Source organism: Thauera sp. GDN1 (assembly GCF_029223545.1).
Lineage (GTDB): Bacteria > Pseudomonadota > Gammaproteobacteria > Burkholderiales > Rhodocyclaceae > Thauera.
In genome coordinates, this window is record NZ_CP097870.1 from 2,781,986 (window position 1) to 2,797,553 (window position 15,568).

12 protein-coding genes are annotated in these 15,568 nt (G+C 70.3%); 7 read left to right on the forward strand and 5 right to left on the reverse strand.

The window, feature by feature from the left end:
- Positions 1 to 121 precede the first annotated feature (121 nt).
- Positions 122 to 571, forward strand: a complete 450-nt coding sequence (pedF, locus tag CKCBHOJB_RS12745; RefSeq protein WP_281049045.1) for a cytochrome c-550 PedF — start codon at positions 122 to 124, stop codon at positions 569 to 571.
- Positions 558 to 1,406 carry a transporter substrate-binding domain-containing protein gene (locus CKCBHOJB_RS12750; RefSeq protein WP_281049046.1) on the forward strand — a complete coding sequence of 283 codons (849 nt, stop codon included), beginning with the start codon at positions 558 to 560 and terminating at the stop codon, positions 1,404 to 1,406. The genes pedF and CKCBHOJB_RS12750 overlap by 14 nt, the downstream gene beginning before the upstream one ends.
- A 59-nt stretch (positions 1,407 to 1,465) precedes the next feature.
- Here the strand turns inward: CKCBHOJB_RS12750 and CKCBHOJB_RS12755 are convergent, their stop codons facing one another.
- On the reverse strand, positions 1,466 to 2,323 hold the full coding sequence (locus tag CKCBHOJB_RS12755; protein ID WP_348634870.1) for a cache domain-containing protein: 858 nt from the start codon (positions 2,321 to 2,323) through the stop codon (positions 1,466 to 1,468).
- A gap of 189 nt (positions 2,324 to 2,512) precedes the next feature.
- The gene (locus CKCBHOJB_RS12760) at positions 2,513 to 4,321 is read right to left on the reverse strand and encodes a methanol/ethanol family PQQ-dependent dehydrogenase (protein WP_281049048.1); all 1,809 of its coding nucleotides are present in this window, start codon (positions 4,319 to 4,321) and stop codon (positions 2,513 to 2,515) included.
- A 405-nt stretch (positions 4,322 to 4,726) separates the two neighbouring features.
- On the opposite strand from CKCBHOJB_RS12760, the gene CKCBHOJB_RS12765 reads away from it, so the two are divergent.
- On the forward strand, positions 4,727 to 5,539 hold the full coding sequence (locus CKCBHOJB_RS12765; RefSeq protein ID WP_281049049.1) for a quinoprotein dehydrogenase-associated SoxYZ-like carrier: 813 nt from the start codon (positions 4,727 to 4,729) through the stop codon (positions 5,537 to 5,539).
- 80 nt (positions 5,540 to 5,619) lie between these two features.
- Entirely contained in the window at positions 5,620 to 7,014 is a 1,395-nt protein-coding gene (locus tag CKCBHOJB_RS12770; RefSeq protein ID WP_348634846.1) for a quinoprotein relay system zinc metallohydrolase 1, read from the forward strand.
- A 54-nt stretch (positions 7,015 to 7,068) separates the two neighbouring features.
- On the opposite strand, the gene CKCBHOJB_RS12775 is transcribed toward CKCBHOJB_RS12770, so the two are convergent.
- Complete coding sequence (locus CKCBHOJB_RS12775; protein WP_281049050.1) at positions 7,069 to 9,114, reverse strand: sigma-54-dependent Fis family transcriptional regulator; 2,046 nt, start codon at positions 9,112 to 9,114, stop codon at positions 7,069 to 7,071.
- 271 nt (positions 9,115 to 9,385) lie between these two features.
- On the opposite strand from CKCBHOJB_RS12775, the gene CKCBHOJB_RS12780 reads away from it, so the two are divergent.
- The 3 genes from CKCBHOJB_RS12780 (at position 9,386) to fdhF (ending at position 14,439) form a co-directional block, all read left to right on the forward strand.
- Positions 9,386 to 9,757, forward strand: a complete 372-nt coding sequence (locus CKCBHOJB_RS12780) for a hypothetical protein (protein ID WP_281049051.1) — start codon at positions 9,386 to 9,388, stop codon at positions 9,755 to 9,757.
- Between the two features lie 78 nt (positions 9,758 to 9,835).
- Positions 9,836 to 11,581 carry an NADH-ubiquinone oxidoreductase-F iron-sulfur binding region domain-containing protein gene (locus tag CKCBHOJB_RS12785; RefSeq protein WP_281049052.1) on the forward strand — a complete coding sequence of 582 codons (1,746 nt, stop codon included), beginning with the start codon at positions 9,836 to 9,838 and terminating at the stop codon, positions 11,579 to 11,581.
- Complete coding sequence (gene fdhF, locus CKCBHOJB_RS12790; protein WP_281049053.1) at positions 11,578 to 14,439, forward strand: formate dehydrogenase subunit alpha; 2,862 nt, start codon at positions 11,578 to 11,580, stop codon at positions 14,437 to 14,439. The genes CKCBHOJB_RS12785 and fdhF overlap by 4 nt, the downstream gene beginning before the upstream one ends.
- Before the next feature lie 42 nt (positions 14,440 to 14,481).
- Here fdhF and CKCBHOJB_RS12795 read toward each other — a convergent pair whose 3' ends face one another.
- Both CKCBHOJB_RS12795 and CKCBHOJB_RS12800 read right to left on the reverse strand, forming a co-directional pair.
- Positions 14,482 to 14,931, reverse strand: coding sequence for a MaoC family dehydratase (locus tag CKCBHOJB_RS12795; protein WP_281049054.1), 450 nt, complete (start codon positions 14,929 to 14,931; stop codon positions 14,482 to 14,484).
- A gap of 243 nt (positions 14,932 to 15,174) precedes the next feature.
- Positions 15,175 to 15,549, reverse strand: coding sequence for a hypothetical protein (locus CKCBHOJB_RS12800; RefSeq protein ID WP_281049055.1), 375 nt, complete (start codon positions 15,547 to 15,549; stop codon positions 15,175 to 15,177).
- Positions 15,550 to 15,568 lie beyond the last annotated feature (19 nt).

Consider the following 15,568-nt stretch of genomic DNA (forward strand, 5'->3'; position numbering starts at 1 on the left):
CCCGCGCGGCTGCCGTTCCAGCGCGATTATCCCCCAGGTGGCACGCCGATTGCAGTTAGGGGTTCATCCGGAGGAACCGGATCAAGACCCGATTCGAACCACAGCCATGAGGATCAACAAGGTGAAGACAAGAACCTTGACGGAGACACTGTTCAGCCGACTCGCCCTCGGTACCGCCACCCTCGGCATCGCTGCCGCCGCCACCTTCGCGCACGCGCACGGCGACGTCACGCCGCAGGCGGTGGATACCTCCAGCCTGAAGCCGATCGGTGAGGAATGGCTGATCGCCAACCCCTACCGCGACAACGCCGACGCCATCCGCATCGGCGACTCGGCCTTCAACCAGAACTGCGCGCGCTGCCACGGGCTGGGCGCGGTGTCGGGCGGCATCGCCCCCGACCTGCGCTTCCTGGAGCGGGGCGACGAGATGGACGAGTTCTTCATCGGCAGGGTGCGCAACGGCGTGACCCGCAACGGCGCGGTCTACATGCCGCCCTTCGAGGGCATGCTCACCCAGGAGGCGATGTGGGCGATCCGCGCCTGGCTGGAGACGGTCCATGAACAACAGTGATCGCCGCCGCTTCCTGCTCGGCGCCGGCGCCCTCGCCCTGCTCGCCGCCAGCCCGGTGCGGGCGGCGGCGGCCGAGCTCGAGTTGCAGCAGCCGGGCACGCTGCGGGTGGCGGTATATGCCAACTTCGCGCCCTTCTCGGCAGCCGGCAAGGGCATCGACGTCGCCCTCGGCCGCGCGCTCGCCGAGCGCCTCGGGCTGCAGCCGCAGATCGTCGAGTTCCCCGCCGACGAGAACATGAACGACGACCTGCGCAACATGGTCTGGCGCGGCCACTACCTCGGCCACAAGCCGGGCGACGTGATGCTGCACGTGCCGGTCGACGTGAATTTCGCCGCCGCCAACCGCCAGGTGAAGATCTTCGCCCCCTATCACCTCGAGACCCTGGCCCTGGCGCGCATTACCGAGCGCGTGCCGGCGCCCTCGGGCTCGGCGACGGAGAGCTTCGCGGTGTTCACGCAGGAGCGCATCGGCGTGGAACTGGACACCCACGCCAGCGACTTCCTGCTCAACCTGATGGACGGCGCGCTGCGGCCCAATGTCGCGCACTTCCGCACCCTGGGCGAGGCTGCGGCGGCACTGAAGAAGGGCGAGATCGCCGCGGTGATGGGCACGCGCAGCGAGCTCGAGGCCGCGCTCGCGTCGCATCCGGGCGTCGCCCTCGACACCCTGGCAATGCCCGAACTGCGCCTCGGCGGCTGGCCGCTGGGCATGGCGGTGAAGGCCGACAGCGCCGCGCTCGCCGACGCCCTCGGCAAGGCGCTCGCCGACCTCCAGCGCTCGGGCGAACTCGCCCGCATCTTCGAGGCCGGCGGCGTCCGCCATCGCCTGCCGTGAGCAATGGAACGTTCCGGAGCGCAACGAATGTGTTGCGTTCCGGAACAAGCGCCTGCTCCCTATTCCAGGTAATGCCCCACGCCGATCAGCGAACGCCCGTCGCGACGCACGTACGAGCGCTTGTGCTCGACCACGTTCGTCACCGGGTTGCGCCAGACGTAGTCCACCGTCGCCTCGTCCGCGGACTGCAGTTTGGCGATCATCTCCGCCACCAGCGCGTTGCCCGCGGCATCGCGCAGGCCGAGTGCGTCCGTGTCCGATAGCGCCGGATTCATCCCCATCGCCTCGAAGCGGCCGCTGTCCATGTCCACCATGAACACATAGAGATCGTCCCTGACGAACTCGCCGCGCCGATCGTTGAAGCGCGCCGCAGCGGCGGCATGGCCCTCGCTGCGCGCCAGTGTCACCGCGCGCTCGAGCATCGCACGCGCATCGTCGGCGCTGGCGCGCGGCGCCGAATAGCCCACGCCGAGCACGTAGCTGCCGTGCTTGCGCACGTAGCTCACCTTGGGCTCGACCTTGTTCGTCACCCGGTTCAGCCACATGTAGCGCACCGTCGCCTCCGGGCTGACGCGGGTGCGGTCGATCATCTCGCGGAACAGCGGGTTGCCGGCGGCATCGGTGGTGTTGAGCACGGTGAGGCCGACCAGGGCCTCGGGAGCCGCGCCGCTGGCGTGATAGACGCCCTTGTCGTCGATCACGAACACGTACAGGTCCTTGCGCACGAACTCGCCCTTGCGGTCGTTGAAGGCGGCGAAGGCGCGCTCGGGGCCGTTCGCGTCCATGTACTTCACCGCCTGCTCGAACAGCGTGCGCGCCTCCAGCGGCGTGGCGCGCTCGCCGGCGTGAACGGCCAGGCTGGCCAGGGTGGTGAAGGCCACCGCTGCCAGGATCTTGGTCTTCGGGAAATGCTTCATCATCGGAACTCCATGGTTGCAGACATGCGCGGCTCGGGAACCGGTTCGCCTCGGGTTCGCGCCGAGTTCGAATCCGCTACGCGGCGCCGCGCGCAATGCAATGCGGCCCGGGCGCTGCTGCGTCCGGGCCGCCGCTTCGGGCCGTGGCACCGCCGCACAGGCGGGCCACGGCATCAGCCCCGTGTCGGGTCAGCTCTCGTGCAGCTTGAATACCCAGACGGTGCCGCCCTGCTCGAGGTAGTTCACGCGCTTGGCGACGTCGCCACCCCACAGCGGCACCGCACCGCCCCAGCCGGACACGACGGCGACGTACTGCTCGCCATCGGCTTCCCAGGTCACCGGCGGCGCGATCACGCCCGAGCCGGTCTGGAACTGCCAGACTTCCTCGCCCGTCTTCGCGTTCACCGCCTTCAGGAAGCCCTCGGGCGTGCCGTAGAACACCAGGTTGCCGCCGGTGGTGAGCACGCCGCCCCACAGCGGCGCATTGTTCTTGAGCTCCCACACGATCTTGCCGCTCACCGGATCGACCGCGCGCATCGCGCCGATGTAGTCCTCGTACAGCGGCTTGATGGTGAAGCCCGCGCCCAGGTAGGCGGCGCCGCGCTTGTAGCTCACCGGCTCGTTCCAGATGTCCATGCCCCACTCGTTGGCCGGCACGTAGAACAGGCCGGTCTCCGGGCTGAATGCCATCGGCATCTGGTTCTTGCCGCCGAGGAAGCCCGGCGCGGTGAACACCGACTTGCCCTTGCCGCCCTCGACCGCGCCGCCGCCTTCGGTGAAGGGGTTGCCGGGGCGCTTGGTGTCGTCGTAGATCGGCCGCCCGGTCTGCATGTCGATGCCCTTGGCCCAGTCGACGCGGGTCACGAACGGGAAGGCGTTGAGCAGCTTGCCGTTGCTGCGGTCATTGACGAAGAAGAAGCCGTTGCGGTCGGCCTTGCCGCCGGCCTTCACCAGCTGGCCGGTCTTCGGGTCCTTGTACTCGAAGGAGATGAATTCGTTCACCCCGTCGAAGTCCCAGCCGTCGTGCGGCGTGTTCTGGTAGTGCCAGACGATCTTGCCGGTATCGGGGTCGACCGCGACCGTGGACGAGGAATACAGGTTGTCGCCCGGGCGTAGCCAGGAGTTCCACGGCGCCGGGTTCCCCGTGCCCATGAAGATCAGGTCGACATCGGGGTCGTAGTAGGCGGTCTGCCAGGTCGCCGCGCCGCCGGCCTTCCACAGGTCGCCCGGCCAGCTGGCGTTGGTCGTGCCGGAGATGCCGTTCTCGATCTCCTTGCCGTCCTTGTCGTACCTGTAGCCCATGTGGCCCTCGACCACCGGACGCACCCAGACCTTCTTGCCGGTCTTGGCGTCACGCGCCTCGACGCGGCCGATGACGCCGAACTCGCCGCCCGACACGCCGGAGATGATCAGGCCCTTGACGATCTGCGGCGCCGCGGTCATCGAGTAGCCGGCCTTGTAGTCGTCGACCTTCTCGCGCCAGACGACCTTGCCGGTGTCCTTGTTGAGCGCGACGAGCTGGGCGTCGAGGGTGCCGAAGATCACCAGGTCGCCATAGATGGCAGCGCCACGGTTGATCACGTCGCAGCAGGGCATGATGCCCTCGGGCAGGCGATGCTCGTACTTCCACAGCTTGGCGCCGGTCTTCGCGTCGAGCGCGTAGATGCGGCTGTACGAGCCGGTCACGTACATCTTGCCGTCGTGGATCAGCGGCTGCGACTGCTGGCCGCGCTGCTTCTCGCCGCCGAAGGAGAATGCCCACGCCGGCACCAGGTTCTTCACCGTCTCGGTGTTGACCTTGGCAAGCGGGCTGTAGCGCTGGCCCTTGGTGCCGAGGCCGTTGGTGACGACGTCCTGGGTCGTCTCGGCATCCTTCAGGATGTCCTCGTCGGTCACGCTGGCCGCCAGGGCGCTGCCCGCAGTACCGAAACCCGCGATCGCGATGGCGACCGCGCTCAGCATGGCGGGCAGGTGCTGCCGCCGGGTGTGCTTCTTCATCTTCGACTCCTCCTCGTGTCTCTCTTGCCTGTTGTGTGGTGGCATGGGCTCCGGCACCGCTGCGGCACCGGACGGGAGGCAAACTGCAATCGCCATGCCACAGCACGACTGCCATGCGCCTGGGGCGCGGCGCGAGACCAGGGCTGGCGCGGCCCGCAGCGAGGTACGGGGCAGGCGCGAGCCGTCGGCGAACGGGGCGGCCATTGCGCCGGGTTGCTCCAGCCGCAGCGCAAGGAGCTGTGCGCAACGGAGCGGCGGAGCAGAAATGTTGCGCTTCGGAACAAGGTTCATCCGGCCGACGAAGGCCGGTCCGGCCCTCGAGTGCTGGCACGACGATTGCACTGGTTCAGCAGCCAGATCCGGTGCGGGCGGATCCCCGCCGGCCCGGCCTTACAGGACCACACCATGACACCACCCGGTTCGGCCCGGCGCCTGCTGGCGGCGGGAATCGCTGCACTGTTCACATGCGCCGCCCCCATTGCCCCTGCGCACGCGGACAGCGGCGCGAGCCCGGCAGAGATCGCGGACCCGCTCGAGTCGCCACGCTGGGGCGACATGCGCAGGGCGTTCTTCGACGGCCAGGCGGTGGTGTTCGACGCCCGCGTCAGGCTCAGCGCCCCCGCGGTGGCGGAAGACCCGCTCAACGTGCCGATCACCGTCGACGCCACGGCGCTGCCCGGCGTGGAGGAGATGATCGTGTTCGCCGACTTCAACCCGATCGTGAAGGCACTGCGCTTCGAGCCGGGTGCGGCACGCGCCAGCCTCGGCTTCCGGCTCAAGCTGCAGCAGTCCTCGCCGGTCCGCGTCGCGGCGAGGACTGCCGACGGCATGTGGCGCGTCGGCGGCGCCTGGGTCACCACCACCGGCGGCGGCTGCACCCTGCCCTCGCTCGGCTCCGGCTCGCCGGAATGGCAGGAGCGCCTCAACGAGGTCAATGGCCGCCTGTGGCCACGCATCGGCGGCGGCGAACGGCTGCGCATGCGCATCATCCACCCGATGGACACCGGACTGGCGGCAGGCATCCCGGCCTTCCACATCGAGGACATCGTGGTCACCGACGCGTCGGGCCAGGTCCTGAGCCGCATCCAGCCACTCGAACCGGTCGCGGAGAACCCGAGCTTCACGCTCGACTTCGCTGCGGTCGCCCCCGGGGAACGCCTGCACCTCGGCGGCCGCGACAACAACGGCAACCCCATCGACGCCTGGGTGACGCGATGACGCCCGCCGCCCCGCTCGCCCCCACGTGCGTGGTGCGCCCGCATCCACGACACCCGCGCCCGGGCCGTTTCCCTGTCGTCATGCGCTGGCTTGCCCGCGTGCTGGCCGCGCTGTCCGCACTGCTCGCGCTGATCCCCGGCGCGCATGCCGAACGCTTCGACTATCGGCTCGAGCCGCGCGAGATCGCGCCCGGCGCCTATGTCATCGTCGGACTGACGGAGGACTTCTCCTTCACCAACGGCGGCAACATCGCGAACGCCGGATTCCTAGTCGGTACGGAAGGCGTGATCGTCATCGACACCGGCTCGTCGAAGCGCTACGGCGAGCAGATGCTGGCCGCGATCCGCCGCGTCACGCCGCTGCCGGTGGTGCTCACCCTCAACACCCATCATCACCCCGACCACTTCCTCGGCAACCAGGCCTTCCCGCCCGCCACGCTGGCCGCGCTGCCGGAGACGATCGCCGCCATCCGCAGCGAGGGCGAAGCCTTCAACGCCAACATGTACCGTCTCAACGGCGACTGGATGCTCGACACCGAGGTGGTCGTCCCCGCTCGCGCAGTGGAACCCGGCCGCCAGCGCATCGGTGGCCGCGACGTCGAGCTGCTCGCGCTCGGCGGCCACACCGTGGCCGACCTCGCGCTCGTCGACCACGACACCGGCACCGTCTTCGCCGCCGACCTCGTCTTCAACGGCCGCGCGCCCACCACGCCGCATGCCGACATCGCGCGCTGGCTGGCCGCGCTCGACGCGCTCGAGCGCCTGCCGGCGCAGCGCTGGGTGCCCGGCCATGGCGAGGTCGTCACCGACACCGCGCCGCTGCGCCAGACCCGCGACTATCTCGCATGGCTGCAGCGCACCATCCGCCAGAGCGCCGAGGACGGGCTGGACATGAGCGAGGTGTTCGCGACGCCCATCCCCGCGCGCTTCGCCGCCCTGGCGCTGGTCGAGAACGAGTTCCGGCGCTCGGTCGCGCACCTGTTCCCGGCGGCGGAACAGGCGGTGCTAGAGGGCCCGGCGAGGGCGGACGAGGCGGCGGACGAGACCGCCGGCCGGCAGGCGGGCGCGGATGCCGGGATCCGCGTCCGCCACTTCGCCGACGTCGGCTTCTCGGACGTGCGCGACGCGCTCGCCGAAGCGATTGCCGCAGAAGGCATCACGCCGCCGGTGGTGAGCCATTTCGGCCACATGCTCGACCGCACCGCGCCCGACCTCGGCCACGCGCGCGGGCTCTACGCCGAGGCCGAGATCCTCACCTTCTGCAACGCGGCAGTGGCTGCCCGCCTCGCCGCCGAGGCGCGCGAGCACATTGCGCTGTGCCCGCTGTCGATCGGGGTCTATGCCGAGCCCCGCGCCCCGCGCGAGGTGCGCGTCGCCTACCGCCCCCCGGGCATCGACACGCCAGGAGCGACAGCGGCGCGCGAACTGATGGCGCGGATCGTGAGGCGCGCGGCGGCCCTGCTCGGGCGCGAGTGAGCGACGCAAGGCGTAGCGCGGCGGGGGTACGCGGCGACGCCCGTCGCAGGCGGATCAGTTCATCCGCCCCAGCTTGCGGTACAGGGTGTTGCGGCTGACACCGAGGCGCCGCGCGGCGGCCGAGACGTTGCCCTTGACCTCGCGCATCACCACCGCGATCGCCTCCATCTCCATCTCGTCCAGACTGCGCGCCACGTTCGCCGGCGCCAGCTCCGCGACCACGGATTCGGCGGTGACCGCCGTGCCCGCAGCAGCCACGATCGCCGCGCCCGCGGGCGCATCCGCACGCGCGCATCCGGGGTCGGCGCCGAACAGCTCCTCGGGCAGATGGATGGCGAGGATCTCGTCCTCGTCGTCGTCGAGCAGGGCCACCGCGACCCGCATCACGCTGTGCATCTGGCGGATGTTGCCCGGCCACGGATAGGTCTCGAAGAAACGCATCACTTCCGGGCTGATGCGGATGCCGGAACGGCCCGACTCGCGCGCCTCGGCGTGCAGCAGGCGCTCGACCAGGGTGGCGACGTCGCTGCGCTCGCGCAGCGGCGGCAGGGTCACGGTGAGCCCGTTGATGCGGTAGTACAGGTCCTCGCGGAACTCACCGTTGGCCACCGCGTCGCGCAGCACGCGGTGGGTGGCGCACACCAGCGAGATGTCCACCGGGATCGCCTTCATGCCGCCCACCGGCGTCACGCTGCGCTCCTGCAGCACGCGCAGCAGGCGGGTCTGCATCGCCAGCGGCATGTCGCCGATCTCGTCGAGGAACAGCGTGCCGCCATGCGCCTGCTGCACCTTGCCGACCGCGCCCTCGCGGCGCGCGCCGGTGAAGGCGCCGCCGACGTAGCCGAAGAGTTCGGACTCGATCAGGTTCTCGGGAATCGCCGCGCAGTTCAACGGCACGAAGGGCCCGTCGGCGCGGCTCGATGCGTTGTGGAAGGCACGCGCGAACAGCTCCTTGCCGACGCCGGACTCGCCCTGGATCAGCAGCGGGATGTTCTTGCCGCCGACGCGCCGGGCGCGTTCGATCGCACGGTGCAGCTTGTCGTCGCCGGTGTCGAGCTGCTCGAGGCTCAGGCGATCGCCGGTGCCACTCGCGGTGTCGGCGCTGCGTGCCGAATCGGCACTCCGCCGCGTGTCCTCGGGCTCGCCCGCACCGGCGAGGGCGAGCGGGCGCAGGCCACGGACCTGGACGTAGATCTCGCCGCCACCCTTGGTGCCGAGCCGGATCAGGTCCCCCGCGCTCGCCTGCGCACGGTCGAGGATGGTGCCGAAGCCGAGCTTGAACAGGTCGCCGAAGCTGGCCGTGGCCGACTCCCCGACCTGGCGCACCAGCCACTCGCGCGCGCTGCGGTTGACGCCGAGGATGGCGCCATCGGGGCCGAGCGCGATCAGGCCCTCCTGCATGCTGCCGACGTACTCGGGCCGGGTATGGAAGGCGAACACCACGTGCTTGCCGAACTCGTGCTCGAACAGGCGCTTCTCGACCAGCTGCACCGACAGCCGCACCAGGCCCATGGTGTGGCGCTGGGGATTGCGGTAGTCGCCCGAGATGTCGAAGACGCCGGCGAGCTCGCCGTGCGGATCGAAGATCGGCGACGCGCAGCAGGTCAGGAAGACGTTGCGGTCCAGGTAGTGCTCGGAGCCGAAGACCTCGACCGGGCCGCGCTCGAGCAGCGCGGTGCCGATGCCGTTGGTGCCCAGGCTGGCCTCGTCCCAGCGCGCACCCGGCTGCAGCGCGACGCGCTGCGCACGGTCGACGAAGGCCGGGTCGCCCAGGCTGTGGATGATCATGCCGTCGAGGTCGGCGAGGATGACCATGCTCCCCGAGGCGCGAATCTGGTCGAACACGTGCTCCATGACGCCGCTGGCCAGGTTCAGCAGGCGGCTGCTCTGCTTGCGCGACTCCTCGAGCTGGCCACGCCCGGCGACATCCACCGCCCGCGTGGTACTCGGATCCAAGCCCGAATCGCGGCAGCGCGACCACGAGCGCAGGATCAGCGGAGACACGTCGTCTTCGGGCAGCACGCCGCGGCTGAAAAACTTCTCGCGCGCAATCGCGACCCGGTCCTCACGCGCCGGCTTCAACTGCGGCACAGCGTTCATGTCGTCTTCCTCCGGCTCCCCGGAAACGTGGTCCGGGGATGCAGTTTTATGGTTGTGTTCAAAAAAGTAGCACCTGCCCAACATTGAAGCAAATGCAGCCGCGCCTTTCGCACCCCGACTCGCCGGGATCACGCCGTGGCGGGCTGCGCGGGGGTCCGGCCCCGACTGGCACAAGGTTTGCCTGAAAACCGGGCTTGTGTCATTCCAGCACAGCCGCCCACACGCACGAACCGCGTCGGCGCACCGACCATCCACCGAGGAGGCGTTCGTCATGCATGCCTGTCCCCTGCCCACCGACTCCATCCTGCGCCGGCACTTCGAACAGCTGGCGGCCTCCGCCGGACTGCCGCAAGCGCCGCAGGACTCGATCCTGCAGCGCCACTACCGGCAGCTGCTCGATGCCCGCCTCGAAGCCCGGCCCGCAGCCGCACGCGCGCACGAGCCCGCGGTGACGGCTGCAGCTGCGGAAGCGAAGGCGGCCCCGAGCGCGCGCCCGGCCACCGCGCCCGAAGCGCCTCCGGTGATGCGCAGCCAGCCCGCCCACGCCGCCCGCGAACCCGCGTCGATGCCCGATCGCAACCCGCCGCCGGCGCCGACCACGAGCTGGTTCAGCCGCCTGCTGGCGCGGATATTCGGCAACTGAGTCACCCGCCCCCCGCCGCATCATGAACCGGGCGCCGACCCGCAGCCACGACCCCGACCACCCAGGAACATCCCAAAGATGGCCGCTTCCACGACCGCCCCGGACAGCCCCGTGCGCCGCAAACCCCGCGCAACCCAGCGCGGCCGGCAACTCGAACCCGCCGCGCTCGCCGAGATCGAGACCCTGCTCGCCGGCCGCGCGCGCGCCCGCGACCACCTGATCGAGCACCTGCACGCGATCCAGGACGCCTGCGGCCACCTCGCGCTGCGCCACCTGCGCGCGCTGGCGCAGTGGATGAACCTGCCGATGGCCGCGGTGTACGAGACCGCCACCTTCTACGCCCACTTCGACATCGTGCGCGAGGGGGAGATTCCGCCCCCGGCGGTGACCATCCGGGTATGCGATTCGCTGTCCTGCGAGCTCGCCGGCGCACGCACCCTGCATGCGGCGCTCGCCGCCGAGCTCGACCCGGCGCAGATCCGCGTCGTGCGCGCACCGTGCATGGGCCGCTGCGACAGCGCGCCGGTGGTCGAGGTCGGCCACCGCCACCTCGGCCACGCCACGCCGGCCGCGGTGAGCACCCTGCTGCACGGAGCTGGCGACCTGCATCCGGAGCCGATCGTCTGGCCGCGGCTCGACGCCTACCGCAGCGAGGGCGGTTACGCACTGCTGCAGTCCGTCCGCGACGGCAGCGTCTCCATCGAACGGCTCAGCCAGGTGCTGCAGGACGCCGGCCTGCGCGGACTGGGCGGCGCCGGCTTCCCCACGTTCAAAAAGTGGGCCTTCGTGCGTGCCGAACCCGCGCCGCGCTACATGGTGATCAACGCCGACGAGGGCGAACCCGGCACCTTCAAGGACCGCCATTACCTGGAGCAGGCGCCGCACCGCTTCCTCGAGGGCGCCCTCATCAGCGCCGCGGCGGTGGACGCCGCCGCGCTCTACATCTACCTGCGCGACGAGTACCCCGGCCTGCACGCGGTCCTGCGCACTGCGATCGCCGAGGTCGAGTCCGCCGGCCTCGCCGCCCCCGGCTACATCGTGTTGCGCCGCGGCGCCGGCGCCTACATCTGCGGCGAGGAATCGGCGCTGATCGAATCGCTCGAAGGCAAGCCCGGCAAACCGCGTCATCGCCCGCCCTTCGTCGCGCAAAAGGGGCTCTTCGACCGCCCGACCCTGGTGAACAACGTCGAGACGGTGTACTGGATCCCGCTGCTGTGGCAGCGCGGCGCCGACTGGTTCGCCAGCCAGGGCCGCAACGGACGCAAGGGCCTGCGCAGCTTCTCGGTCTCCGGCCGGGTGAACAAGCCCGGCGTGCATCTGGCCCCGGCCGGCATCACGCTGCAGGAACTGGTCGACGAATACTGCGGCGGCATGGCAGAGGGTCACCGCCTGCTCGCCTACCTGCCCGGCGGCGCCTCGGGTGGCATCCTGCCGGCCAGCAAGGCCGACATCCCGCTCGACTTCGACACCCTGCAGCCCCACGGCTGCTTCATCGGCTCGGCCGCGGTGGTGGTGATCTCCGACCAGGACGACCTGCGCGCGGTGGCGAAGAACCTGATGGCCTTCTTCGCCGACGAGTCCTGCGGCCAGTGCACGCCCTGCCGCGTCGGCACCGAGAAGATGCTCGGCCTGCTCGAACGCGACGAATGGGATGCCGGCCAGCTCCAGCGCCTCGCCCAGGTCATGCAGGACGCCTCGATCTGCGGCCTCGGCCAGGCCGCGCCCAATCCGGTCACCAGCCTGCTGCGCTTCTTCCCGGCCGAACTGGCGGAACAGGGCATCAGCCTGCGCCCGGCCGCCGCGAACACGGAATCCGCCTCATGAGCACGCTCGCCTCCGCACCCTCAGCCTCTCCGTCCCCCTCATCCCCGGCTCCCTCCTTGACTGCCACGCCGGACGCCTTCGAGCTCACCCTCGACGGCGTCCGCGTGCAGGCTTTTTCGGGAGAAACCCTGTGGCAGGTCGCCAAACGCGCCGGCGAACGCATCCCGCACCTGTGCTTCAAGGACGCGCCCGGCTACCGTGCCGACGGCAACTGCCGCGCCTGCATGGTCGAGATCGAGGGCGAGCGCACGCTGGCCGCAAGCTGCATCCGCCCGGCCATGCCCGGCATGGTGGTCAGGAGCGCCAGCTCGGAACGCGTGCGCAACGCGCGCGAGGGCGTCATGGAGCTGCTGCTCGCCGACCAGCCGGCGCGCGCCGACAGCCCCGACCGCTCCAGCCACTTCTGGGAGATGGTCGACCTGATGGCGCTCGACATCGACGCGCCGGACGCCCCGCACGCCCGACTGCCCCAGCGCCGCGAGGCCCCCACCGCGCCCGACACCTCGCACACCGCGATGCACGTGAACCTCGACGCCTGCATAGCCTGCAACCTGTGCGTGCGCGCCTGCCGCGAGGTGCAGGTGAATGACGTCATCGGCCTCGCCCACCGCGGCGCGGCCTCGAAGATCGTGTTCGACTTCGACGACGCGATGGGCGACAGCACCTGCGTGGCCTGTGGCGAATGCGTGCAGGCCTGCCCCACCGGCGCGCTGATGCCCAGCCGCATCGTCGATGAGCACGGCCGCGGCGACTCGGCCTGCGCCGACCGCAAGGTCGATTCGGTCTGCCCCTACTGCGGCGTCGGCTGCCAGCTCACCTATCACGTCAAGGACGAGAAGATCGTCTTCGTCGAAGGCCGCAACGGGCCATCGAACGAGAACCGCCTGTGCGTGAAGGGCCGCTTCGGCTTCGACTACCCCAACCACCCGTCCCGCCTCACCGTGCCGCTGATCCGCCGCGAAGGCGTGCCCAAGGGCCTCGACCCGGACTTCGACCCCGCCAAGCCGCTCACCCACTTCCGAGTCGCGAGCTGGGACGAGGCGCTCGACCTCGCCGCCGCCGGCCTGCGCCGGCTGCGCGACGAGCACGGCCCCGACGCGCTCGCCGGCTTCGGCAGCGCCAAGTGCTCCAACGAGGAAGCCTGGCTGTTCCAGAAGCTGGTGCGCACCGGCTTCCATTCCAATCACGTGGACCACTGCACCCGGCTGTGCCACGCCAGCTCGGTGGCGGCGCTGATCGAGTGCATCGGCTCGGGCGCGGTCACCGCCTCCTTCATGCAGGCGCAGCAGGCCGACGTCGTCATCCTCACCGGCTGCAACCCGACGGTGAATCACCCGGTCGCCGCCACCTACTTCAAGCAGGCGGCCAAGCGCGGCACCAAGCTCATCGTGCTCGACCCGCGCGGCATCACCATGGGCGCCCACGCCCACCGCATGGTGCGCTTCACCCCGGGCAGCGACGTGTCGCTGTTCAACGCCATGCTCAACGTCATCGTCACCGAACACCTGTACGACGAGGCCTACATCGCCGCCCACACCGAAGGCTTCGAGGCGCTCAAGGCCCACGTGCTGCCGATGACGCCCGAGGCCATGTCGCCGGCCTGCGGCGTCGCACCCGACGAGATCCGCGACATCGCCCGCCTGTACGCGAACGCCGAGCGCGCGATGATCTTCTGGGGCATGGGCATCTCGCAGCACACCCACGGCACCGACAACGCGCGCTGCCTGATCTCGCTCGCGCTCGCCACCGGCCAGATCGGCCGCCCCGGCACCGGCCTGCATCCGCTGCGCGGGCAGAACAACGTGCAGGGCGCCTCCGACGCCGGCCTGATCCCGATGGTCTTCCCCGACTACCAGCCGGTGGGCGACGCGCAGATCCGCGCCGCGTTCGAGGAGCTGTGGAACACGCCGCTGCATGACAAGCCCGGCCTCACCGTGGTCGAGATCATGCATGCCATCCACGCCGGCACCATCCGCGGCATGTACATCCAGGGCGAGAACCCGGCGATGTCCGACCCCGATCTGGCGCACGCGCGCGGCGCGCTCGCCATGCTCGAACACCTCGTGGTGCAGGACCTCTTCGTCACCGAGACCGCGCAGTTCGCCGACGTCATCCTGCCCGCCTCGTCCTGGGCCGAGAAGGACGGCACCGTCACCAACACCAACCGCCAGGTGCAGATGGGCCGCGCCGCCGTGCCCCTGCCCGGCGACGCCAGGCCCGACTGGTGGATCATCCAGGAGATCGCCCGCCGCCTCGGCCTCGACTGGCATTACACCCACCCGCGCGACGTGTTCGCGGAGATGAAGCGCGGCATGCACTCGCTCGACCACATCAGCTGGGAACGCCTGGACGCAGAGGAATCGGTGACCTACCCCTGCCCCGCCGACGACGCCCCCGGCATGGACGTGGTGTTCGGCGACCGCTTCCCCACTGCCAGCGGCCGCGCGCGCTTCCGCCCCACGGTGCCGCTGCCGCCCGACGAGCCGATCGACGACCTCTGGCCCACCGTGCTGATCACCGGCCGCCAGCTCGAACACTGGCACACCGGATCGATGACCCGCCGCGCCACCGTGCTCGACGCGCTGGAACCGGCGGCCGTGGCCACCCTGGCGCCGGGCGAACTCGCCCGCCTCGGCCTCGAACCGGGCGCAGCGCTCGCCATCGAGACCCGCCGCGGCAAGATCACGCTCACCGCGCGCACCGACCCGCTGATGCCCGAAGGCATGGTCTTCGTGCCCTTCTGCTATGTGGAGGCGGCGGCGAACATCCTGACCAACCCGGCCCTCGATCCGTACGGGAAGATTCCGGAGTTCAAGTACGCGGCGTGCAGACTGGCGGTGGGTGCTCGCGCAGCATAGTACGGCACTGCTCGGTCGCTCCCCGACGCGGCCGGGCCGCAATCACGCGCGCCGCTGCACCACGAGGTTCGCCACATAGACCTGCAGCGCCTCGTCGTCCTGGTTGAGCGTCGTCACCCGCAGCTTGACGATGCCCTGCTCCGGGCGCGACTTCGACGGGCGGACCTCGAGCACCTCGGTCTCGAGGCGCAACTCGTCCCCGGGCCGCGCCGGCCGCGGCCAGCGCAGTTCCTCGAGGCCGGCGCCGATCACGCCGCCGGCCGGGCGGAATTCGCTGTCCACCAGCAGCCGCATGGTCATGGCTGCAGTGTGCCAGCCGCTGGCCGCCAACCCGCGGAACAGCGTGGCCTGCGCCGCCGCCTCGTCGAGGTGGAAGGGCTGCGGGTCGAATTCGGCAGCAAAGGACCGGATCGCGTCGAGGTCGAGCGTGCGGCGGCCGGAGCCGAATTTCTGGCCCACGGCGAGGTCGTCGAGGTAGTGAGGCTCTGTCATTTTCAAGGCTCCATGGTTGTGGCGCACCCGATTGTGCCTACCGGGCAGGTCGCGGACAAACGCACGAGCCGGACGACGTGGTTCGCGCCACGCTGCTGGTGACGACGCTGCAACCACACTGGCCCGCCTGGCAACAGCGCTACAGCCGCCTGTCGCAGGCGCAGATCGCGACCATCCCGCGCATCCACTTCGACCAGAGCCTGATGGCGATCGAGGCGGCGCGGCGGCAGACGGGTGACGCTCTCACCCCGACACGCAGCCACCGATCCCCGGCTTCATCTCCACGATGATGACGTGGGTCGGCGTGTCGCCGACGTTTTCACCGACGTGCACCTGCGCGGGCGACCACATCACCTCTCCCGCCGCGAACTGGCGCTGTAGCACCCGGCCGTCATCGAGCGCGAGCCGCCTGCTGAAGGGCGACAGCGCGTAGAGGACGAAGGGCGGGTGGCGGTGCTGATGGGTCTTTTCCCCGGGGCGATCCGCGTAATCGAGCACCCGTACGCAGTCGTTCTCCAGAATCACCCTGTACTTGTCGGGGTCCGTCACGACGGGATCCTGCGCCGATGCCGCGGTCGCCACGGCCATCAGGGCGGCGGTGAAGAGCAAGCGGAACATGAGGCCTCCTCCTGTCGAA